The organism is Paraburkholderia sp. CNPSo 3281 (assembly GCF_024206515.1).
GTDB classification, from domain to species: Bacteria; Pseudomonadota; Gammaproteobacteria; order Burkholderiales; family Burkholderiaceae; genus Paraburkholderia; species Paraburkholderia nodosa.
This window is the reverse complement of sequence record NZ_JAMBPS010000026.1, coordinates 45,329-66,216: the sequence shown is the minus strand read 5'-3', so window position 1 is coordinate 66,216 and position 20,888 is coordinate 45,329. Positions and strand designations below refer to the sequence as shown.

Below are 20,888 nucleotides of genomic sequence, written 5' to 3'. Positions count from 1 at the left end.
CGCGTTCACCGCGCCGACGTGAGGGCACGCAGCTTCGCGCGCAGCGGGTCGATGGCGAACTCGCGCGCTCTGCGCAATACGCGCCGAAGCTGCTCCGCGGCAAGGGGAAACTCAACGAGCCTGCCGCGCCAGGTGAGTATGACGAAATGCGACTCGTACCAGCTTTTATGATTTGACCAACGCTCCTTGTAGCTCGAGAAGTATGGGCGGAAGTCGAAATCACGGCCGTTCGCGAGCGCCCATCGCGCCATGCTGTCGACCAGCAGGTTGCCGACGGAGCGCGCGGCATAGGCTTCGTCATACGTCGTGATGAAATACTCCAGTCTGCGCGGCCCGGTCAGGTTCACGGATGCCGCAATGGGTACGCCGTCCAGTTTGACGAACGAGACCAGTGGAGTCGCAACGAGATCGGTCCGCCCGGCGAGTTCGATGAAGAAGTCGCGCACGTCGTCATTCATCAGATAAGGCGCGTCGAGGCCACGTGAGAGCACCCAGTGGCGCTTCGTCGCAAAGAGCCACGTGAGCACCGCTCGGGCGTCGTCGACGCCCTTGCACCAGCCGTATTCAACCGCGCCGTCTTCCGAAAGCCGCCTTGCGAGGCGTCGCAATGGGCGCCGCAGCGAGTCGGGCCTCGTGGCGATGAAGGCGTCGAAGGTGGGGAACCGGGACAGCTCCATGGCGTACCCGGACAGCAGGCGCCAGCGCTCAGGAAGCGCGCGCAAGACCCACGACAGGGGCGCACGCGAGAGCGCCTCGTGAAGCGGGCCACCGCTTTCGACGAACCGGATCTCCAGCACGTCGGCGTCGACGCTGCGCAATGCATCAACGGCGGCATCATAGAAGCGCCTGTCGCCTCGATCGGATACGAGCGGGCCGCCATATTCCTCGTTGCTTCCGCAGCCGAGCGCGCGCGCGACCCGGCATGCGCCTTCGCGCGCAATGCACAGCGGCCAGAGCGCGACAAGCGCGGCGCCGTCGTAGACAAGCGCGACACTGACTGCCGCGCCACGGGCGAATGCCTTGGCCGCTGCAAGTTCGCAGTAGGCGAATTCGAGCGTGGCTGGGCACGCAGTACAGACGGCTTCCCAGGAAGGGCGCAGTTTCAGGAAGTCCGCGTGGGTGCTGCATGCGCGGATCTCATGGCGAATACTACCCGTGTTCGCGCGGGTGGCGACGTCGGGAAGGAAAGCAGTCTCGGTCGGTGAGTTTCGCATCATGTTGTCCCGGTAGTCCGATTCGGCGGAGCGTCAATCCCACATTTGACTTATCGATATGGACTCCGAATAAGATACGTATGAACATCGGAGGCATATCCGTATGATCCATCGAAATAACTTGCGCAGCGCGCGAAAGTATTCTGATTGCTTGAAATTGGCGGCGGACGACTAATGCGTGGTGCAAGCGTGGTAGGAGGATTGCGGACTTGTGGTAAAACGCACCGCACCATCGCATGGATGCGTTTGGCCTTCGGCATGAGTTGCCGCTCGATTAGTCGGTTGAATAATCAACTATGTGGAGATTCGACCGGCGACGAATACGGTTATTGCCGAGCCCGCAAACCTGGTTTGCGAGTGGACACGTGCGGTGCTGATCAGGCGATGGCGGACCCGAGCATGCTGGCGATTGCGACGAGGTAGAACACTGCCATGATGATTGCCGCCACGCGTAGTGGCCGGCCGACTGCCGAACTGCTGGTGATAATGACCAGGCTTATCCCGATGCCGATCAGGGCGAGCACGAAGAGTCGCGGCAGCAGACTCCAGCCATCCAGCCCAACCTTGAAGATCGACCAGCCGAGGGCGGCGGCGAACATGCCGAAATACCACCATAGTCCCGCTGAGCGGTTCCATAGCATGAGGATGCCGGCGCCGATCAGTGCGACGCCGGCAACGAAGTAATAAGGCGCGTGGCCCATCCAGGGTATCCACCCGCCCAGCACTGCGAAAGCTGCGCCGACGAGGATGATCCATTCTGCGGTCTCGGCAGGAGACGTCCAGCGGCGGTAAGACATAAAAGTCCCCCTAATGCAGACAAACCGGGCTTCGCAGCGAGCCATGCTGACGTCTGAAACTGACTCATCGACACATCGATGAATAAGCTCAAAGCAAAGTCCCACGTTGATCCTAAGCAGCCGATGTGCCCAGGTCAAGGGTGATAGCCCCTTGAAGTTGTAAGAACTTACGAACCTGTTCGCATTCAATTTCTCGCGCGAAAGAAATGCACGGCAATGGCATGGGCGATAGTCGACATTACCGGCTCGATGCGATTTTCCCGGCAAGAGTTGCAGCGCGGGGCTGCATGCAAAGAAGCATGCGTCAACATTACTTGCGGTTCGTGGGGAGCGGAAGTGGGTCACTGCAACGCTCTATCCCGGCGCTTATAACGCGGCGTAATCCACGGTTACAGCATGCCGTTGGTCCATATCGCCAGCAGCGCTTTCGATCTGAAAAATTGTTGGTTCGTTCGCACCCGTCATGCAGATAGGCTGCGTACTTCGCAGCGCGCAGGTTCGGTGTCAGCGCAACGGCAATGAGAAAAGAAGGAAAACCGATAATGAAAAGCAGCATCTGGGGCGCAGTGCCAGGCGCACTGTTGACGGCACTTCTGGTCGTGGCATCGACGTCCGCGCATGCGGATCGTCTGGACGACATCAAACGCGCGGGCGTGTTGCGCGTCGCTGCATTCGACAGCAATCCGCCGTTCGGTTTCGTCGATCCGAACGACAATCAAATCGTTGGGCTCGACGTGGACTATGCGCGTGCCGTCGCCAGAAGCCTGGGTGTGAAACTCGAAGTTCAGCCCACCAATCCCGCCAATCGCATCGCCTTTCTGAAGTCGGGCAAGGTCGATCTGGTATTCGCCAACTTTACGATTACCGACGATCGCAGGAAGGAAGTGGATTTCAGCACACCGTACTTCGCGTCCGGCACCCAGTTCATTGCGAAGAAGGGTGTGTTGAAGTCTTCGGAACAGCTCAATGGTCTGCGTATCGGCGCGGATAAAGGGACGACCAACGAACAGCAGGTGCGTGCGAAATTCCCGGGCGCAACCATCGTCGCTTACGATGACACGCCTTTCGCTTTCGCTGCGCTGCGTACGGGCAACGTGCAGGCCATCACGCAGGACGGCCCGAAGCTCGTCGCGCTGCTTGCACGCGCGCCGGACAAGGCGGGCTACGAGATTTCCCCGTTCACGATCTCGAACGACTACGAAGGCGTTGGCGTGCCCAAAGGCGAGACGCGGCTGCTCGATGCGGTGAACAGCACGCTGACGCACCTGGAAAGCGACGGCGAAGCCGCGCAGATTTACGACAAGTGGTTCGGCCCGAAGAGTGCGGCGCCGCTGCCCCGTCTGTTCAAGATCGGCGACCCGCAAAAGAACGGTTGAGCGCAGCGCCCGATTCATGCATAACTGGCTTGAACCGAAGTATCTCGCGTGGCTCGAACAAGGTTTCTTCGTAACGCTGATGCTCTCTGCCTGCGCGGCGTCGTGTGCGACGCCGCTGGGCTTTCTGCTGGCGGTTGCGCGCACGGCACGCGGTGGCGCGATTGCGCGCGCTGCGGCGCTCTACGTGTTCGTCTTCCGCAATTCTCCGCTGCTCGTTCAATTGCTGTTCTGGTACTTCGGCGTCGCGGCCGTGTTGCCGTCCGGATGGATGACCTGGCTTAACACACCGCACCTGGCGACGTTTGGACCGCTCACGCTGCGCTGGCCGAGTTTCGAACTGTTCGCCGGCTGGGTCGGATTGACGTGCTACACCACGGCGTTCATCGGCGAAGAGTTTCTGGCCGGCATGCGCGGCGTGAACCACGCACAGTGGCAGGCGGCCGCCGCGCTTGGCATGCGCCGGTACGCGACCCTGCGCTACGTGATCCTGCCGCAGGCGTTGCGCATCGCGACGCCGCCACTCGCTGGCCAATACATGAACGTGATCAAAAACTCGTCGCTGGCGATGGCGATAGGCGTCGGCGAACTATCGTACATGTCACGGCAGGTCGATACCGAAAGCTTCAGGACCTTCCAGGCATTCGGCACCGCGACCGTATTCTATGTGCTGGCCATCGCGGTCATTGAGGTCGCGCTGGTGCTCTGGCAACGCGCCGGCCAGCACGGTTTGCAGCGAGGCCGTGCGTGAACGGGTTCGCGTGGTTACCGGTTTTGCGTTATTTGCTGATCGGCGCGTTTCCGGCGGGCCCGCTGGGAGGCGTTGCGCTGACGATCGCGCTTTCGGTGGTGTCGGCGCTGCTCGCGGCCCTGATCGGATTCGCGCTTGGCGTTGCGCTCGCAATGACGCGCGGAGTCGTCCGTCTCGCGCTGACCGCGGCGGTCGCGTTCTTTCGCGCGATACCCGTGCTGATGCTGATTTTCTGGACCTTCTTCCTGATGCCAATCCTGCTGCACGTCGACGTTCCTGGTCTTGCAACGGTCGTGTGTGCGCTGGCGCTGATCGGCGGCGCGTATCTGTCGCATTCGGTCTATGCGGGCATCACGTCGATCGCCGCAGGGCAGCGGCAGGCAGCGCTCTCGCTTGGCTTGACGCGCTGGCAGGCATTACGCGAAGTCATCCTGCCGCAAGCCGTGCGGGTGATGATGCCGTCGTTCGTCAATCAGTGGGTGGCGTTGATCAAGGATACGTCGCTCGCCTATATCGTCGGCGTGCCGGAATTCACGTTCCTCGCCAATCAGCTCAATAACCGTCTGCTGGTGTACCCGGCGCAAATCTTCCTGTTCGTCGGGCTCGTCTATCTGCTGCTGTGCGGCGCGTTGCAATGGGGCGCCAATGCGCTGCTCCCGCGCCGTGAGCCACGCTTTTAACCGATGCGCACAAATGTTGTTCCCGTGCGGTTCTTTATCTCGAGTGCTCACCTGTCTACCATGCGTTCAGCTGCTGCAAACGACCGTCTGCAGCCCTTCATAGACATCGAGGTGAATCATGAAAGTGAAAGTTGTGGCTTCGGCCCTGTCAATCGCAGTGGCGCTCGCCGCGCCTGCAATCGCATTGGCTCAATCTAACGGCGCACTCACCCGTGCGCAGGTTCGCAATCAGCTCGTCCAGCTCGAAAAGGCGGGATATCGGCCCGGAGACGGCGATCAGACGACTTATCCTCAGCAGATCCAGCAGGCCGAAGCGCGGGTGGCGGGTTCGGCCGCGGCGTCGAGCGGCTATGGCGGGGTGGCCAGTGGGACTTCCTCAGCCGGGCAAGCCGCGCCGGCCGCACTCCAGGCGGACATTCCGGGTCTGCGACCGATCTACAGCGGCCAATGACTCACCGGATTGCTGAGGACGGCCGCGTCGGCTCGATGACCCTGATCTACCCTGGGCAGACTTTCGGCTGACAGCCAACGGGCCAGATCGCATCGGCGTGGCTAGCGCTCTGATCAGACCTGTCACAACGATGACGCGATGGATTCAATCAGAGTCCTCAGCCACTGCTGCGCAGTATTGGCATCGCTTCGGCGATGCCAGATCAAATGGAAGACGATCTCTGGCAGTGCGACAGGCGGTGGAAACAATGCCAGTTGCCTGCCTGCCGGCGAATTGAGCGCAACCCGCTTCATGACCGTGGCGGCCATGGCCGTGCGGGCGACGACGGCCGGCACCGCGAACATCTGCGGCAGGGTCAGCGCGAGGGTGCGCTGCTTGCCCTGTTGCGCCAGCGCCTGATCCACCAGGCCATGCCGATCACCTTCGGGCGACACAAGCACATGGGGCAGCGCGAGATACGTCTTCATGTTCATCCCGCGGCGTGCCGCGGGATGATCGCTGGCGATGATCGTGACGAACTCGTCGCGCAGAATCGGGCGCGTCAATATTCGACCTTCCGGATGCGTGGGCGTGACGCCGATGGCCGCGTCGATCATGCCGGCATCGAGCAAGTCGACGGCATGGTCGCGGTCGGTGAAGGCGCGCACATTGATCGAGATACCGGGTGCCTGTTGCCCGACCGCCTGCAGCAACGCTGGCAGAAACACGTGGGCCGGGTAATCGGACAGGCCCAGGTTGAACGTCCCGGACCCGAAGGCATCAAGCCGATTATCCGTAGCCTGAGTCAGGCCTTCCCGGATGTCCGCATCGTCATCCATGACCTGATCCAGGTGCCCGGCCAGATCGCGGTGCGTGCCGAAATCAGCGGCACGCATCACGGCGAGTTGTTCGGCATTGCGCCCACCGGCAAGCAGGTCAGCTTTCGTCTGCATGAGTTTCACGCGCTGGACGGCCAGCGCGTGACCACCACGTGGCACATGGAGGACTGGTTTGGCCTTTTCCTTCAGATCGGCCAATTTCCGGCGCAACCCTGAACCAACGCAGGTGCGCAGAGCTGACAGATGCAAGGCAAAAAACAGTCGCACAGCTATGCGGGAATGAACATGCCGATGGCTGCTACGGCCATAACGGCAGTTGCAGTCCAGCCGCCAAATTTCAGGATCCCTGATATGGCGAACTTTCCCATTACGCGGCGACTGGTTCCCATCAACATGACGACGATCATGACGGGTACGGCGGCAAGCCCATTGACGACAGCGCTCCAGTAAAGCGCTTTCACCGGGTCGAGGTGGCAGAACGTAATCGCGACGCCGCCCAGGATGGCCACGACGATGACGGAATAGAACTCGCGCGCCAGCGTGAGGTGTAAAGACAGGCTATTGCGCCACCGAAACGCGCCCGCCGCACCATAGGCCGCCGAACCGGCCAGCACGGGCAGCGCGAGCAGCCCGGTTCCCAGGATACCCGCGGCAAACACTAACGCTGTGAAATGCCCGGCAATGGGAGCAAGCGCCTTCGCCGCATCCGCCGAAGTCTGGATGCTGATATTGTGCGCGTGCAGCGTCGCGGCTGCGGTCAACATGATGAAAAATCCCACGCCATTCGAGACGCCCATGCCGATCCAGGTATCGGCGGTGATCCTGTCGAGCTGCCTGTATGCACGGAATGACGAGACCCAGCGTAACGGATGTTCGCCCGGCTTCGATCGAAGTTCCTCGACTTCCTGTGAAGCTTGCCAAAAGAACAGGTAAGGGCTGATCGTGGTTCCGAGGACGGCGACGACGGTGGTGAGATAGTCGCCAGACAGTGGTGCACGCGGGCGGACCACGGAAAGAGCGACCTGCGCCCAGTCGACCGGAACGACGAACGCCACTGCAACGTACGCAAAGAGCACGATGGTCAGCCACTTCAGGAAGCGTGCGTAACTTTCGTAGGGAACGCAGATCTGGAGGATTGCGGAAAACGCGCCCAGCGCGACTACGTAAAGTTGCTCAGGGCCACGCACCAGCAAACCGATGGCTGCGCCCATGGCCGCCAGGTCCGCGGCAATGTTGATCGTGTTGGCGACCGCGAGAAGCAGCACGAGAACGATCACAAGCCAGCGGGGACCAAAAGTTCGCATGTTGGAGGCAAGTCCTTTGCCAGTCACACGTCCAATTCGTGCGCTGATCATCTGGATGGCGACCATCAGCGGATAGGTCAACAGAAGCGTCCATAGCAGCGCGAAACCGAATTTCGCGCCGGCCTGGGAGTACGTGCCAATTCCGCTCGGATCGTCATCCGCGCCGCCCGTTACGAGCCCGGGCCCTAGCCGCGACAGCCACGAGCGTTCGGTCCGATCAGTGACGGCGCTTTCGGGTTCAAGTTTTTCGTTGTCGGCCACGGAGATCTTCCTGGAGCACTCGGCATGTAGCGTCGCGATGAACCCGCAAGTCTCGTGCCGCATGATGGCCTGATCAGGGGGCGATCCAGCTGTGGATCCAGACGTCACCGTGACGGACAAACAGCGCGCGCTGCTGACAATCCGTCGACGAAAGGTCTAGCCAATCCAGGCGCGCGGGACGCAACTCGACGACGCCGAAATGTTTGAGGCCTTCGGCCTGACCAGGAATATCGTGTGTCTCGTCGAACGCATCACCCGAATGGCTCATGGGAGTTCCGGGCGGGAGGCGCGTGCGGTAGACAATAAGATCGTGGTCTGGACTGGACCTCCATGCATCGATTCGCGCTCGCCCGTCGCGAAGGATTCGGGTCTCGCCATATACGCGGATTTGCAGGTTGCGAACGGGATCGCAACCGACGAGCGCGATGCGAGGATCCCGGCTTAGTTCGGCAATCTTCGGCGAGCGCAGGTCGGTATGGAAAGTAAGCCGGTTCTCGGCTTCATTGGCGCTCCGAAGCAGGACGGTGCGCACATTCGGGGAACCATCAAGGCTGATCGTCGCCACCTGCATCACCTTGAACGGCTGGCCATCTTCGCGTACAGCGGCAGCGAGGCAATCCCAGATTCGGGCATAAATCTGATCGAGGTTCATCGAGTTTATTCCTGGCAGGCTGACTATGACGTGACGAAGGACCGGAATCAGAAGAGAAGAGCACGCTCGATGCCCGGGAACGTGCCCTGCGGGGCAGAGTGCACTCCGCACGTCTATGCACTCTTCTCGATGAAAGCCGGCCTGAGCCTACGTTTTCGACGCGAGCATGCCAATCGAAGCGAACTCCCGGCGCACGCCTGGGCGGCGGACATTGGCCCGGGTCTCGGCACCGTCGCAACGGACAATGACCCGGGCGGCATCCTGACGTATTCGCTGGCCGGCGCGCAATATGGTTTCGATCTGCTATGGGTGTGCGTTCTTTCGTACCCGTCGATGGTAGCGCTCCAGTTGATCGCGACGCGCGTCGCCGCTGTCACGGGCAAGGGCCTTACGGAGAACATGCGCGAGCACTATGCGCGCTGGATCTTCCTGATTGCTGTCGCACGCTTTCTGGGTGCGAATACCGTGAACATGGCTGCCGATATGCTTGCCATGGGGGAAGCCGCGCGCTTGATGTTCCGCGGGCCGGTCGCGCCATTCATCATCCTTTTTGCTGGCGCGTCAATCGCGCTTCAATGGTGGATCCCCTATGCGCGCTACGCTAACGTGCTCAAGTGGCTAGCGCTCTCGCTGTTCGCGTATGCCGGCGTGATGTTCGTGACCGACGTGCCGTGGCGCGCCGTGGCGTGGCATGCCCTGGTGCCCGGTTTCACCTGGTCCGAAGACTACTTCGGGATGCTGCTTGCGGTGCTTGGCACCACGGTCAGCCCGTATCTGCTGTTTTCGCAGGCGGAACAGGAAGTCGAAGAGCGTACGCGCGCGGGGGAAAGCCGCGAACGGCGTCATGAAGACCCACCTCAGCTGAAAAAGATGCGACGCGATACGCTCGTGCGCACGCTGTTTTCCAACGCCTGCGGAGCGCTTATCCTCGTCGCGGCTGCCGTTACGCTCCACGCCGCGCACCAGCCGGTCAGCAGCACCCAGGCCGCTGCACTAGCGATCGCTCCGATCGCGCGTGGATACGCGTCGCCTGTACTCGGTCTTGCGCTCCTCGGCACCGCGCTGCTTGCGCTCCCGCCTCTGGCGGGTTCGGCGGCGCACGCTGCCGCCAGTTCGTTCGGCTGGCCGCAGGGTGCGCGGCGAGACCGCCGCATTGCCGGCGTTCTCGTTGTGCTCATGGTGGTGAGTGCGGCCATTGCATTGCTGTTCCATGTTTCCGGGGTCGATCCGGTCAAGGCCTGCTATTGGAGTGCCTTGGCCAATGGCATGACCGTTGCGCCGGTCCTCATCCTGCTCTTGCTGTTGAGCCGGCGCCGCGAGGCGGTGGGTGAAATGAAGGCGCGCGCGATCACTCGCGCATTATGCTGGCTGGCCACCCTTGCTACGGGCGCGGCGTTGGCAGTGCATACCGTTTTGCAGTTCACATGAGAGCCCATGAATGGCGAAGTTACGCGCAACCGGTATCTTGTGTCTGGATATCCACCTGGAAAGGGATCAGGGGCGAGCAAGGTTTCGCAAACGAACGCGCGACTCAAGCTGTCGGCTGGCTGAGGCATGGGTGCGCATCGACATTGCGAGCCTGGAGCGCCGGGGGCCGCGCAGGCAACGGTATCAGGTGGTGGGCGCAGGCATCCGGCGTGCGCATGCAGTCTGGCCTTTGCTGCGTACGCCACGATCGGACTTCGGGTGGCATGACGCAATGTCACGCCAATACTATGGAGTTCGAATGATCGGGGTAATTATTCCTGCGCACAACGAAGCGTGCCTGATCGCCGCGTGTCTTGCCTCGGTGCGGTGCGCCGCGTCGCATCCCGCGCTGCGAGGCGAAGCGGTTCGTCTGCTCGTGGTGCTCGACGCCTGCACGGATACAACGGCTGCGATCGTCTCGGACTTCGGGTTCGAGGCGCTATGCGTAGAAGCCCGCAACGTTGGCGTCGCCCGCGCCGCCGGTGCGCAGGCTCTGCTTGCATGCGGCGCCCGCTGGCTGGCCTTTACCGACGCCGACAGCCACGTCGCGCCCGATTGGCTTGCCGCCCAACTCGCGCTTGCCGCGGACGCCGTGTGCGGGCCCGTGAGCGTGGACGACTGGAGCGCGCTGGCGCCTTGCGCCCGCGCGGCTTGGGAACGACGCTACTGCGATGCAGACGGGCATCGCCACATTCATGGCGCAAACCTGGGCGTCGCGGCGCACGCGTATTTGCGCGCTGGAGGTTTTCCGCCGCTTGCCTGCAGCGAAGACGTCGCGCTGGTCGACCTGCTGATCGCGACGGGCGCCACGCTCGCGTGGAGCGCGGCGCCGCGCGTGGTGACCAGCGGGCGGCGCGACGCGCGTGCGCGCGGCGGCTTCGGCGACACGCTCGCCGCGTGGGCAGACGGTGTGGACGACACCGAGCGGCCGGTTGCGCCTTGAGTCTCAGCGTGACTTCACGGGCGTTCGCGGCGCGCGACGCTGAGCCGATCGCGGCTCCAGACATCGAGCAGGAAATCCGTATCTTCGACCTGAACGACGGCAAGCAGCGCGGCGTTTGCCGCCGCCTGCGCGAAGATGCCGTGCACCTGGACGCTTTGCAGCATCCACGTCTCGCCGCCGTGACGCCAGTGGCAGCATGCAAGCGTGCCATCGGCGGCGAGCGAGGACGCGGCTAGCGTGGCGAGTGAAGTGCAGTCGCTTGCGTTCAGGTAGTACGCGAATTCGCTCATCACGATCAAGTCGAACTGGCCGGCGGGCCAGTCGCGCGGCATGGCGAGCGCGTGCACGTCCACGTTCGCGAACGCGGCAAGGCGCGCCCGTGCCGCGGCCACGGCGCGAGACGAGAAGTCCGCGCAAAGCAGATGCTCGCAACGCCGCGCCAGGCCGGCGGACAAGGTCCCGATTGCGCAACCCGGCTCGAACGCATTGCGATAACGCTCGCGCGGCAGCGACGCGAGCAGCAGCGCACGCTTGCGCGCCTCGTACCAGCTGTCGCGGTAGTGCCATGGATCGGGGCTCGCGGCGAACTTGCTGTCGAAATAGCTGGCGAGCGATGCGGGGGGACCGTCCATCGTTATCCTTGCGATTACCGGTTTTAGAGCCGCCAGTCTTCGCCGGACTCAAGTACCGCGCCGGCGAGCGCGGCAAGATCGGCTTCCGCATGGCTCTGGCGCAGGAAGACCGGCAGGTCGGCGCTCACGCGCGCGAACCAGCGGTCGCGGCACAGCGGCGCCGCGCCCATGCTGCGTGCGCAAGCACGCAGGGTACTGTCCACAGCGCTTTCCACGGCACAGCGCGCGCGCAAAGCGTGCCGCGTAGCGTCCGCGCGCGGCGCGCCGTCGATGGCGGCCGCGCACTCGCGCAGGCAAGCACGCGCGGCGACGAGCGCCACGTCGGCGGCGCCCAGGTGTGCACGCAAATAAGGATTGTCGCGGCGCTGCGCCGCGTCGCGCAGTCTCGCCGCGAGCGCCGAAGCCGCACCGTACCAGCAAGCCGCGATACCCGCTCCGCCGTGCCAGAAGCCGGGGCGGCGCACGTACGCACCAGGGTCGCCCACGAGCGTTGCATGCGCATCGGCAAAGTCGACTTCCACGCTTTGAGTGGCTTCCATGCCGACCGCTTCCCAGCCGCGCTCGCTGACCGTTACGCCTGGCTGGTCCACGGGCAGGGCGGCGAGCCAGTCGCTCCCGTCTGCATCGACGCAGGTCACGAGCGCATGCGTAACAAAGCGCGCGCCCGAGCACCATGCCTTGGTGCCAGCGAGCTTCACGGCCTTGCCGTCGCGCGAAGCAAAGCTCAATTCGTTGCCCGGCGAGCGAGCGGCCCAGACGGCCCAGATAGGCTGCCTGGCAAGGGAAGGGGCTTCGCAGCGCGCAGCCGGCGCGAGTTCGGCGAGGATCGCGCGGGCGTCGGCGTGCGCTTCATAAATCTTGACTAGTGCGAGGTCGCGCGCTGCTACCTCCGCGAGAAATTGCCAGCGCGCGAGCGTGTTGCCCGCGCCTGGCATCGGCAGGACAGGAAACGCCGCCGCAAGACGCGCAGTCGCGCCGGTGAGCGTCGTCGTGTCGAGCGGCATGGGTTCGCTGACCAACAGTGCATCGAGTTCCGCCTGCCAGTGCGCGCGTAAATCGGACATGGTGGACTCCTGACCCATGTGAGTTGCCTGAATTTCAGCAAGCGGCATGCCTTCGCGCGCCCACCCTGGATGGGTAGGACGCGTGTGCGGGCCCGCGAAAGCCGCGAGCCCGCTTCATTCACGCGCATGCCAGTCCTAGAGCTTCGGGCCACCCATCCCGGGAGGCTCGATGCCGCTGCCCGGCGCGAGCGGATCATCCTGCCAATGCGCGCGCGCGCCGTAGTAGTCGTGCACCGTGGTCGCCCAGCCGATGTCGGCCATGGAAGGCCAGTGGTCCTTGTCGAAGCCCGGCGCATTCTTGACGCGCTCGCCGGTCACGTTCAGCACGAAGCATTTCTGTGTGGTGTCGAGCGTGAGCGCGGCCCACGGCAGCGCGAGCAGCTTGTCGCCAATGCCGAGAAAGCCGCCGCTCGACATGACCGCGTAGGCAATCCGTCCGCGCTCGACATCCAGCATGATGTGCTTGATCTTGCCTATTTCTTCGTTATCCGAACTGAAGACGCGATCGCCTTCGAGCGTGCTCGAGGCCATGATGGATGGGCCTGGGCCGGCCGCGGTCTCACTGCCTTTGCCGACGATACGCGCGCCGGTCTGCGGGGAATCGGGGTTTATCGCCATGATGGGCTCCTGAAATGATCGAAGGTTGCGTGAAGCGTTCGCATCGCCCGCGCGACCCGGCGGTTTTACCCGCAGACCGCGCGGAGACGGTGCATCGATCATTCCGCAACCCGCGCGCCCGGGTCGACACGCCATGGCAGCGGGGCCAGCCGGAACGCCAATTGCGTGGGAGAGACGTTCGACGAGCCGAATCGAGAAGGAATCCATCATGAAACCGATTGCCTGGGACGCCTATAGCGAAGGACGCAAGGCGCCGCTGACCGCGAAGGCGGGGGAGGGTTACGCCGGTTCCGATTATGACCTCTCCACGGAATGGGGCTTGACGCACGAGCGCCTTGAAGCCGCGCAGCGGCGCCAGCGGGAGAGCGGTACGCGCTCCCGCGCGCTCGTGGTGAATGCTTCGTCGCGCAATGACTATACGTGCCCGGGAGAAATGCGAACCCGATCTCCACGGCAAGCATCCGGACGAAGCGAAGGCGCTTGAACTGGCGGGCTGGCATTATCCTAAGCGTCTTGCGGGGAGTGCGTACGGCGCGATCGTGCATGGCGATGTGGCTGGCATCGAGGCACGCGCCGCGCGCTTGCCGACTGGCTCGACTGGATGGGTCGCCGCGGGTATGGCGCGCATCGATCGTATGGGTTACTACGAACCCTACGCGAGCTCGCATGACACGCTCGACGCCGACATGCGCTTCCGGGAGGAGGTGGCTGGGAAAGCGGTGGTCGCGCTCCGCGCAGGCAAGCTGCATTGCGCCGACGAACGTATCGAGCCACCGCGTGCCAAATAAATCTGCTCAGCATTGCACAGCAATGTGCAGTTGTAGAAGCTACGTGCAAGCGCTGCAAGCTGTACGAATTGCAGCCCCACTGCGCCATATCGCGTGCATGCCCATTGTGCGTCGGGAGCTTGAAGCGAAAAAGGAGAGACGATGTCGAATGCTGCGCCTCACGACATAAGCGACGGCGCGCCGCGGCTGATCGTGGTTTCGCCACATCTGGACGACGCAGTACTCGGCTGCACAGGTCTGCTTGCGAGGTGCCCCGGTTCGATCGTTTGCACGGTGTTCGCGGGCGAGCCTGCCGCACCGATGCATACGCAATGGGATGAAGCGAGCGGCTTTGCCGATGCGCACGAAGCCGTGCGTGCGCGCAAGCGGGAGGACGAACGTGCGCTTGCGCTGTGTGGCGCTACACCGTTGTGGCTGGATTTTCTGGATGGACAGTATGGCGCGACGCCGGACGTCGAAGACGTTGCGCGCACGTTGGCCGAGCAGTTTGCGCGTTTTGGCGCCTATTTGCCCGTGTGTCCGTTCGGCCTGTGGCATTCCGATCATCAACTCGTGGGCGCCGCGTGCCGTTTACTGCTGCAAACCGGGCGTCTTACACGATATATCGCCTATGAGGACGCTATTTACCGCGCAATGCCTGGGGTGCTCGACGCGGGCTTCCGGCGCCTCGAAGCAGAGCGCCTGGGGGTGAGCCCGATGAGTGCGCAGGCGTTCGGCCGGTATCCGGCTCGGCGGCTCGCGGCGATCAAGCGGCGTGCGGTGGGGGCGTACCCGAGCCAGGTGCGTGCATTCGGGCCGTTTCCACCGGATGTGGAGCGGCCCGAGCGTTACTGGCGGGTGGAGCGGCGGTCAAACAGCGGCGAGCGCGAGCCGTGAATTGACTTTGAGAGCGCAAGCGTCGTCGCGGTATGGCGGGCGCGGTTCGAACCTGCGAATCACGTTGGGCTGGAAGATGAGGCAATACGTGCTGCCGCCATACTGGAAGAAGCCGAGTTCTTCGCCCTTGTCCACATGCTGGCCTGGCAGCGCCACGATGCGGCAGGAAGAAACCTCGGCCATGCCGACAAATACGCAAGCCACGAGCCCAAGCGCCGCTTCGTCGGCTTCGATCAGCATGACCGCGCGCGCCGCGACCGCCGTTGTGTAGCCCTGAGAATCGTTCAGGCCGCGTGCGTCGGTGCCCTCGGCCTCGATTTCCGAGTAGTAGGTGCCATCCACGTTGTACGCCTCGCGTACCGTCCCTGCGATGGGCGCGTGCCAGCGGTGGTAGTTGAACGCGCTCAGATAGCCCTGATACACGCTGCCGCCCACGAAGCGTTCAGCCACGCTTCGTTCGGTGCCGGCCAGAATTTCGCGCAGCGAATACGGCTGCGCCTTGATCCAGAAGCGGTCGTGAAGTTGGCAACGGTCGCTCACGTCGTAGGGCGACGCTTCGCAGGCGTTGACGATCACGGCTGCGTTCGACGGGTCGTCCACGGGGCGCGCGCCTTCGCGCAGGCGCCGCGTGAAGAAGTCGTTCCAGGATGCGAAGCCCCAATAAGGCTGCGAGCGTTCGCATAGGTAGTCGTCCAGATGCATCGTCTCCTGGGCTCGCTCGCTGAACCAGCCGTGCGGCGCCTGCGTGGTGAGATGCGAGCGCGAATGCGGACCGCTCAGGAAACTGCACCAGTACGAGAGTACGTTGCGCAATTGCGTATTGAAGGCAGGGTCGCGAAACACGGCGTAGCCCGACGGCATGCACATGGGCCAGTCGAGTACGAGATTGAGCGGCGTGGCGATCGGCACGGAGGCATTGAAGGGCGGCGCGTAGGTCGTGAGGTAATCGACGATTGTCATCAACTCGTCGATATTGCCATATCCGAGTTCGAAGCCCGCGCGCGATGCTTCGTCGATCGCACGCGAGAGATTCATGCGCAGCACCGTGTCGCCTTGCACGAGGTCGGCGAGTTCGCGCACGACGTTCGCCAATGCCGTGCTGCGCGCGCGCTCGCGCGCGGCGGCGGCGATCTGGCGACGAAAGTCCGCCGCGATCTGTTCTTTTTGCGGCATCCAGTTGCCGAGGCGGCTTCGGGCCTTCACATTGGGCCGGGTAGTGGCGTCCATGCGTCGCTCCTTGTGCTCAGGAAATACGACTAGAAGCAAGGCGGATACCTCGGGGAAACCGGGCGCGACTGCCGTCACTCATCACTGGCCATGGCCGTAGGTGCCTCGTTCGACTTTTTTCGGGTCGCTCCGACGCGACTGTCGCCCGCCGCCGCTGGTGCGAAGCGGCCGCCAGGCACAGTTAGAGCCCAGGTTCGATAACGTTACTGATGCGACTCAGCGGTGCGATCACGATGATCACGGTACGGCTATTGCTGAACGGTGGCTACCATCGTGGTCACTGGTTTGAGGTAAGTCGTGGCGAAAACTCAGAAAAGCACCCGAAACCAAAATCGTGCGGCGGGACCGCGCGGCGCATCCAGTACGGGTTCCCTGCCTTCGGGGCTGCGCTACGTCGACGACTCGCGTCGCGGGTATACGCGCAAACGCATCGGCGGAACATTCGTCTACTTCGATACGCACGGCGAGCGCATCGAGGACGATGCCGAGAATCGCCGCATCAACGCGTTGGCGGTTCCGCCCGCCTATACCGATGTGTGGATCTGCCCGGACGCGCGCGGCCATTTGCAGGCAACGGGCCGCGACGCACGCGGGCGCAAACAGTACCGCTATCACCCTCGCTGGCGTGAAACGCGCGACGCGACCAAATACGAGCGTATGCAGGCGTTCGGCGTCGTGCTGCCTCGACTGCGTGCGCGGATGGCGCGGGATATTGCGCTTGACGGCATGCCGCGGAACAAAGTGCTTGCCACCATCGTGCGCCTGCTCGATACGACGCTGATTCGCGTGGGCGGCGAGGAGTACGCGAGGGAGAACCGCTCATATGGACTGACGACGCTGCGCAAGCGGCATCTGAAAGTTTCGTCCAACGGGCTGCGCTTCAGGTTTCGCGGCAAGAGCGGTATCGAGCACGACGTTGCCGTCAGCGACGCACGCGTCACGCGGATCGTCAGACGCTGTATGGAACTGCCGGGCCAGGAACTCTTCCAGTATCTCGACGCAGACGGCACGAGGCATTCTGTCAACTCCTCGGACATCAACGACTATCTGCATGAGGTTACGGGCGCTGATTTCACGGCGAAGGACTACCGCACGTGGGCGGGCAGCGTCTTCGCGTTTGCGGCGCTGCGCAAGCTGGAATGGGAAACGGTGGCGCAGGCGCGCAAACACGTCGTCGGCACCATCAAGCAGATCTCGCAACTACTGCGCAACACGCCCGCAGTCTGCCGCAAGTGCTATGTCCACCCGGCCGTGATCGAAGCGTTCGAGACGGGCGAACTGGCTTGGGAGGTTCCGGCGGCGCGCCCCCGCGGACTCAAGGCCGACGAAGCCGCGCTCGTTGTCTTCCTGAAGAGCGACGCGAAACGCCGGGCGCGCGAGGCATCGAGCCGCGAGCGAAACGGCGCGTCAAGTGGCTCAAGCCTCAGCGGCCTGCTCGCGCGATCCAGTCGGGAAGCGTCTGCAGCGAAAAAGCCTCCACGTGCGCGCTCGCCGTCCGAGGCGGCTTCCCGGTGATCTGGCGGCAGTCGTAGCGTGTCTCATTGCCCGAAAAAATTGACATGCCCTTTTTCGTCTTCTTGCACTTCCTTCCTGACCAGTCTTCGAAACTCCTGAAGTGCCTTCAGGCTGACTATCAGGTTTTCAAGTCACTTTTCAGAATCCTCGCGGGTGCGCAGGCTTTGGCCGATCGACTCAAGACGATGCTCCTGGTCCACTATTTGTTGTTCGCAATCGCGTAACTTCGCGTCGATCATGGCAAGTTCGTCTATCGGCCTTGTGTGCGCCCTGGTGGCCCTCCCAGATTGCCGGGCGCTGTGTGCGGCGAACGCCACGACGCCAAGCCTGATCCTACGCCATGATGCCCAATCGCTGCACGCTAGCGACCCGTACTTCGCACACGGATCAGCATTGCGCAGTGCACAAGGCGGATGCGAATTGCCCGTATTGCATAATCTGGTAGACGGCGGACTCGCGGCCGGGGAACATGCCGGTTCGTTTCGCCTGGTAACGACGGAACGCGCAATGGCCGCCTGCCTATGCGCTGCAAGGGCGCAGTCTTGAATTTTATCGGACGTCGACATCGACGAGGGGGGGCTGATGGAAGGCGACCAGTACCACGACATCGATTCTTTATGGCTGCGGTCCCTGGTCATGCGCGTTTCGGAATACGCAATCTTCAGGCTCACCGAGCTAGGGGAGGTTGCCAGCTGGAATCCTGGCGCCAGGCGTATCACTGGCTACCACCCTGCCGAAATCATCGGCCGGCAATTCTCCACCTTCTACACGGAGGAGGACCGGCGCAACGGCGTCCCGGAAGCCGGGCTTCACGCCGCGCGGGAGCACGGGCAATACGAAACCGAAGGCTGGCGGGTGCGTAAGGACGGCACGCGTTTCTGGGCCAGTGTCCTGATCACGTCGCTCCGCACGGTTGGCGGTACATTCATCGGCTACGGCAAGATCGTGCGTGACATGACCGACAAGCGCCGCGCTCATGAAGCTGTGACGGAAAGCGAGCGGCGATTCAGGCTGCTGGTGCAAGGCGTGGCCGACTACTCGATATTCATGTTGTCACCGGAAGGATATGTGACGAACTGGAATCTTGGAGCGGAACGCATCAAGGGATATGAGGCGAGCGAAATAATCGGCTCGCATTTCAGGCGGTTTTATACGGCCGAAGACGCGGCAGAGGGGCTGCCAGAGCGCAGCCTGGGCACCGCCGCGACAGAGGGGCGCTTCGAGACTGAGGGATGGCGGGTCAGGAAAGACGGCAGCAGGTTCTGGGCCAATGTCGTCATTGACGCGATACGCGACGAGGAAGGAAAGCTGATCGGCTTTGCCAAGATTACGCGCGATGTCACGGAACGCAAGACCGCTCAGGAAGAACTTGAAAAGGCGCGCGCGGCGCTGCTCCAGTCGCAGAAGATGGAGGCCCTCGGAAAGTTGACCGGCGGCGTCGCGCACGACTTCAACAATGTGCTGCAGGTGTTACGCGGTAACCTGGAACTGCTCGAAGGCCGGCATGGCCGCGATGTGTGGACGAGAGAGCGTCTTAACAAGGCAATTGACGCGGTCGAGCATGGGGCGAATCTGGCGTCGCAGCTGCTCGCGTTCGGGCGCCGGCAGGCGTTGCAGCCAATCGTCGTGAACCTGGCCGTCATGTTGCGCAGCATGGACGACCTGCTCAGGCGGGCCTTGGGCGAAGTCGTCGATGTGGAAACCGTCATCGCCGGCGGTCTGTGGAATACGCTGGTCGATCCGAACCACCTCGAGAACGTTGTATTGAACCTTGCGATCAACGCGCGCGACGCCATGCCGGAAGGCGGCAAGCTGACGCTCGAGCTGTCGAACGCAATGCTCGACGATCACTACCGTGCACTCGCCGCGGACGTTCGCGAAGGGCAATACGTGCTGCTCGCGATCACCGACACCGGAACGGGCATGCCCTCGGACGTACTTGAGCGAGCGTTCGAGCCTTTCTTTACAACCAAGCCGGAGGGGCAAGGCACCGGCCTGGGGCTGAGCATGGCGTATGGCTTCATCAAGCAGAGCGGTGGCCATATCAGGATCTACAGTGAGCCCGGGCACGGGACTACCGTCAAGATCTATCTGCCCCGCTCTCTGGAGAGCGCTGCGGATATTGAACCCGTGGAAAGCGTTGCGCCCACCGGCGGTTCCGAAACCATTCTTGTCGTCGAGGACGACCGGCGCGTCCAGACAACGGTGGTCGAGACACTAAGGCAATTGGGCTATACGGTACTGAAAGCCGACAATGCACAAAGCGCGCTTGTGATCCTGCAAAGCGGCGTGCATGTCGACCTTATGTTCACGGATGTTGTGATGCCCGGCAGAATGCGAAGCGTCGAACTCGCGAAACGCGCGACGCGCGCGCTGCCGCATCTGAAGGTTCTTTTTACCTCGGGATACACGCAGAACGCGATCGTGCATGGCGGCCGCCTTGACCCGGGCGTGCACCTGCTAAGCAAGCCCTACAGCCGCGAGCAGCTTGCCTCCAGGATCCGCCGGCTGCTTGGCCCGGCCCGCAATCAGGACACAGGCAACCCGTCGGTCGTGCAGTCGTTGGACCGGACGGCGCACGCGCCTGCCCAGGCGCCGGCGGACGTCTCGATTCTTATCGTGGACGACGACGACGGCTCGCGGGAGGCAGTGAGCGAATTGCTGTCCAGCCTGGGCTATGACGTGCAACAGGCCGGCAGCGCGGAACAGGCAATGCAAGTATTGATGGCGGGAAAAGCGGATGTGCTTCTCACGGATATCGTGCTTCCAGGACAGTCGGGCGTTGAACTCGCCCGGGCTGCGGTTGAGTGTCATCCGGGTATCAGGATCGTGTTCGCGTCCGGCGGTGAAGCCCCGTCTCCGGACGCGCTTGGATTCGACTTCGCTTCTCTTCGCAAGCCGTTCACTGCAGAACAGTTTCATTCGCTTATCGCAGCGATGCACGGACAGGCTAAGCGGAATGAAGACGAATAAGCCGATAGTTGTCCCAGTGATAACCCTGTAGCGATGGTTGTTCAACAACTGAAGCAACGTCGTCACCGAACTCGATTGCGTGGCTGCTGGACGTGGGCGGACCGCGAAAGCGATTCCCGGGTGGCTGCCGGGAAAGAGGGGAAGCAAAGCCCCTTCTCGACTCCATACGTAAATCGTACCGTGCGGACATCAAATCTGGACGGCTGATCGGAAGAAATTGGGCAGGGAATAACCTGTTCGCATGCCGCTTGGATTTGGCGTACACAGTAGAGGGTCGTGGATAGACTGAAGTTCAGTGCGCCAATGGCAGTTGGCTGACATACGCATTGGGCGTCCATTGCAGCACAGAGAGGGATGCCGGAAACGAAAGCAGAGGCGCTCGAAGCGCCATCTTGCGCATAGCTTCGCAGGAACCAGGAGAGACAAGAAAACCCGCCGCGTGGACTGCCACGTTGAGTACACGCGTTGTCACGTCGAGAGGAAT

Annotated in this window: 20 protein-coding genes and 1 pseudogene; 11 read left to right on the top strand and 10 right to left on the bottom strand. The window is 62.8% G+C overall.

Translation table 11 applies throughout. The features are described from left to right. Window positions 1–5: 5 nt before the first annotated feature. Complete coding sequence (locus tag M3I56_RS23545; protein ID WP_254356049.1) at window positions 6–1,217, bottom strand: GNAT family N-acetyltransferase; 1,212 nt, start codon at window positions 1,215–1,217, stop codon at window positions 6–8. A 374-nt stretch (window positions 1,218–1,591) separates the two neighbouring features. Then, complete coding sequence (locus M3I56_RS23540; protein WP_254356048.1) at window positions 1,592–2,011, bottom strand: hypothetical protein; 420 nt, start codon at window positions 2,009–2,011, stop codon at window positions 1,592–1,594. 542 nt (window positions 2,012–2,553) lie between these two features. Between M3I56_RS23540 and M3I56_RS23535 the strand changes: the two genes are divergently transcribed. The 4 genes from M3I56_RS23535 (at window position 2,554) to M3I56_RS23520 (ending at window position 5,266) form a co-directional block, all read left to right on the top strand. Next, window positions 2,554–3,387 (top strand): ABC transporter substrate-binding protein, encoded by an 834-nt coding sequence (locus tag M3I56_RS23535; protein WP_254356047.1) that lies wholly within the window; start codon window positions 2,554–2,556, stop codon window positions 3,385–3,387. 16 nt (window positions 3,388–3,403) lie between these two features. Further along, the gene (locus tag M3I56_RS23530) at window positions 3,404–4,135 is read left to right on the top strand and encodes an amino acid ABC transporter permease (RefSeq protein ID WP_254356046.1); all 732 of its coding nucleotides are present in this window, start codon (window positions 3,404–3,406) and stop codon (window positions 4,133–4,135) included. Beyond that, entirely contained in the window at window positions 4,132–4,815 is a 684-nt protein-coding gene (locus M3I56_RS23525) for an amino acid ABC transporter permease (protein WP_254356045.1), read from the top strand. The genes M3I56_RS23530 and M3I56_RS23525 overlap by 4 nt, the downstream gene beginning before the upstream one ends. Before the next feature lie 124 nt (window positions 4,816–4,939). Beyond that, window positions 4,940–5,266 (top strand): DUF4148 domain-containing protein, encoded by a 327-nt coding sequence (locus M3I56_RS23520; RefSeq protein WP_254356087.1) that lies wholly within the window; start codon window positions 4,940–4,942, stop codon window positions 5,264–5,266. Window positions 5,267–5,388: 122 nt separating this feature from the next. On the opposite strand, the gene M3I56_RS23515 is transcribed toward M3I56_RS23520, so the two are convergent. Further along, window positions 5,389–5,973 carry a LysR substrate-binding domain-containing protein gene (locus tag M3I56_RS23515; protein ID WP_309249178.1) on the bottom strand — a complete coding sequence of 195 codons (585 nt, stop codon included), beginning with the start codon at window positions 5,971–5,973 and terminating at the stop codon, window positions 5,389–5,391. On the opposite strand from M3I56_RS23515, the gene M3I56_RS23510 reads away from it, so the two are divergent. Continuing rightward, a complete protein-coding gene (locus M3I56_RS23510) occupies window positions 5,887–6,300 on the top strand; it encodes an ester cyclase (protein ID WP_254356044.1) in 414 nt (137 codons plus the stop codon). The two genes, M3I56_RS23515 and M3I56_RS23510, sit on opposite strands and share 87 nt — an antisense overlap. A gap of 53 nt (window positions 6,301–6,353) precedes the next feature. Here M3I56_RS23510 and M3I56_RS23505 read toward each other — a convergent pair whose 3' ends face one another. The 3 genes and pseudogenes from M3I56_RS23505 to M3I56_RS23495 all read right to left on the bottom strand — a co-directional run. Beyond that, window positions 6,354–7,649 (bottom strand): Nramp family divalent metal transporter, encoded by a 1,296-nt coding sequence (locus M3I56_RS23505; protein WP_254356043.1) that lies wholly within the window; start codon window positions 7,647–7,649, stop codon window positions 6,354–6,356. Between the two features lie 73 nt (window positions 7,650–7,722). Continuing rightward, complete coding sequence (locus M3I56_RS23500; protein WP_254356088.1) at window positions 7,723–7,917, bottom strand: hypothetical protein; 195 nt, start codon at window positions 7,915–7,917, stop codon at window positions 7,723–7,725. Between the two features lie 141 nt (window positions 7,918–8,058). Further along, window positions 8,059–8,220: pseudogene (locus tag M3I56_RS23495) on the bottom strand (pyridoxamine 5'-phosphate oxidase family protein); the annotation flags it as partial. Between the two features lie 150 nt (window positions 8,221–8,370). On the opposite strand from M3I56_RS23495, the gene M3I56_RS23490 reads away from it, so the two are divergent. Then, a complete protein-coding gene (locus tag M3I56_RS23490) occupies window positions 8,371–9,729 on the top strand; it encodes an NRAMP family divalent metal transporter (RefSeq protein WP_254356086.1) in 1,359 nt (452 codons plus the stop codon). 298 nt (window positions 9,730–10,027) lie between these two features. Further along, entirely contained in the window at window positions 10,028–10,711 is a 684-nt protein-coding gene (locus M3I56_RS23485) for a glycosyltransferase family 2 protein (RefSeq protein ID WP_254356042.1), read from the top strand. A 14-nt stretch (window positions 10,712–10,725) separates the two neighbouring features. On the opposite strand, the gene M3I56_RS23480 is transcribed toward M3I56_RS23485, so the two are convergent. From M3I56_RS23480 to M3I56_RS23470, 3 genes are all read right to left on the bottom strand, one after another. After that, window positions 10,726–11,343: an SAM-dependent methyltransferase gene (locus tag M3I56_RS23480; RefSeq protein ID WP_254356041.1), complete on the bottom strand. Its 618-nt coding sequence runs from the start codon at window positions 11,341–11,343 to the stop codon at window positions 10,726–10,728. A gap of 23 nt (window positions 11,344–11,366) precedes the next feature. Next, window positions 11,367–12,407, bottom strand: coding sequence for an acyl-CoA dehydrogenase (locus M3I56_RS23475; RefSeq protein ID WP_254356040.1), 1,041 nt, complete (start codon window positions 12,405–12,407; stop codon window positions 11,367–11,369). Window positions 12,408–12,542: 135 nt separating this feature from the next. Then, entirely contained in the window at window positions 12,543–13,025 is a 483-nt protein-coding gene (locus tag M3I56_RS23470; protein ID WP_254356039.1) for a PRC-barrel domain-containing protein, read from the bottom strand. A gap of 410 nt (window positions 13,026–13,435) precedes the next feature. Between M3I56_RS23470 and M3I56_RS23465 the strand changes: the two genes are divergently transcribed. Both M3I56_RS23465 and M3I56_RS23460 read left to right on the top strand, forming a co-directional pair. After that, a complete protein-coding gene (locus M3I56_RS23465) occupies window positions 13,436–13,813 on the top strand; it encodes a hypothetical protein (RefSeq protein ID WP_375541780.1) in 378 nt (125 codons plus the stop codon). A gap of 141 nt (window positions 13,814–13,954) precedes the next feature. Then, the gene (locus M3I56_RS23460; RefSeq protein WP_254356038.1) at window positions 13,955–14,689 is read left to right on the top strand and encodes a PIG-L deacetylase family protein; all 735 of its coding nucleotides are present in this window, start codon (window positions 13,955–13,957) and stop codon (window positions 14,687–14,689) included. On the opposite strand, the gene M3I56_RS23455 is transcribed toward M3I56_RS23460, so the two are convergent. Continuing rightward, entirely contained in the window at window positions 14,663–15,916 is a 1,254-nt protein-coding gene (locus M3I56_RS23455) for a phosphatidylserine decarboxylase family protein (RefSeq protein WP_254356037.1), read from the bottom strand. The genes M3I56_RS23460 and M3I56_RS23455 overlap by 27 nt on opposite strands. 297 nt (window positions 15,917–16,213) lie before the next feature. Between M3I56_RS23455 and M3I56_RS23450 the strand changes: the two genes are divergently transcribed. Together M3I56_RS23450 and M3I56_RS23445 are read left to right on the top strand one after the other, a co-directional pair. Beyond that, window positions 16,214–17,431, top strand: coding sequence for a DNA topoisomerase IB (locus tag M3I56_RS23450; RefSeq protein WP_375541779.1), 1,218 nt, complete (start codon window positions 16,214–16,216; stop codon window positions 17,429–17,431). Window positions 17,432–18,013: 582 nt separating this feature from the next. Next, complete coding sequence (locus M3I56_RS23445; protein ID WP_254356036.1) at window positions 18,014–20,404, top strand: PAS domain S-box protein; 2,391 nt, start codon at window positions 18,014–18,016, stop codon at window positions 20,402–20,404. Window positions 20,405–20,888 lie beyond the last annotated feature (484 nt).

Excerpts from the sequence above, each read along its gene's own strand:
- M3I56_RS23545 (WP_254356049.1), bottom strand. The coding sequence starts at position 1,217 with ATGATGCGAAACTCACCGACCGAGACTGCTTTCCTTCCCGACGTCGCC.
- M3I56_RS23540 (WP_254356048.1), bottom strand. The coding sequence starts at position 2,011 with ATGTCTTACCGCCGCTGGACGTCTCCTGCCGAGACCGCAGAATGGATC.
- M3I56_RS23535 (WP_254356047.1), top strand. The coding sequence starts at position 2,554 with ATGAAAAGCAGCATCTGGGGCGCAGTGCCAGGCGCACTGTTGACGGCA.
- M3I56_RS23530 (WP_254356046.1), top strand. The coding sequence starts at position 3,404 with ATGCATAACTGGCTTGAACCGAAGTATCTCGCGTGGCTCGAACAAGGT.
- M3I56_RS23510 (WP_254356044.1), top strand. The coding sequence starts at position 5,887 with ATGGTCGCGGTCGGTGAAGGCGCGCACATTGATCGAGATACCGGGTGC.
- M3I56_RS23500 (WP_254356088.1), bottom strand. The coding sequence starts at position 7,917 with ATGAGCCATTCGGGTGATGCGTTCGACGAGACACACGATATTCCTGGT.
- M3I56_RS23490 (WP_254356086.1), top strand. The coding sequence starts at position 8,371 with ATGCCCGGGAACGTGCCCTGCGGGGCAGAGTGCACTCCGCACGTCTAT.
- M3I56_RS23485 (WP_254356042.1), top strand. The coding sequence starts at position 10,028 with ATGATCGGGGTAATTATTCCTGCGCACAACGAAGCGTGCCTGATCGCC.
- M3I56_RS23480 (WP_254356041.1), bottom strand. The coding sequence starts at position 11,343 with ATGGACGGTCCCCCCGCATCGCTCGCCAGCTATTTCGACAGCAAGTTC.
- M3I56_RS23475 (WP_254356040.1), bottom strand. The coding sequence starts at position 12,407 with ATGTCCGATTTACGCGCGCACTGGCAGGCGGAACTCGATGCACTGTTG.
- M3I56_RS23470 (WP_254356039.1), bottom strand. The coding sequence starts at position 13,025 with ATGGCGATAAACCCCGATTCCCCGCAGACCGGCGCGCGTATCGTCGGC.
- M3I56_RS23465 (WP_375541780.1), top strand. The coding sequence starts at position 13,436 with ATGACTATACGTGCCCGGGAGAAATGCGAACCCGATCTCCACGGCAAG.
- M3I56_RS23460 (WP_254356038.1), top strand. The coding sequence starts at position 13,955 with ATGTCGAATGCTGCGCCTCACGACATAAGCGACGGCGCGCCGCGGCTG.
- M3I56_RS23455 (WP_254356037.1), bottom strand. The coding sequence starts at position 15,916 with ATGGACGCCACTACCCGGCCCAATGTGAAGGCCCGAAGCCGCCTCGGC.
- M3I56_RS23445 (WP_254356036.1), top strand. The coding sequence starts at position 18,014 with ATGGAAGGCGACCAGTACCACGACATCGATTCTTTATGGCTGCGGTCC.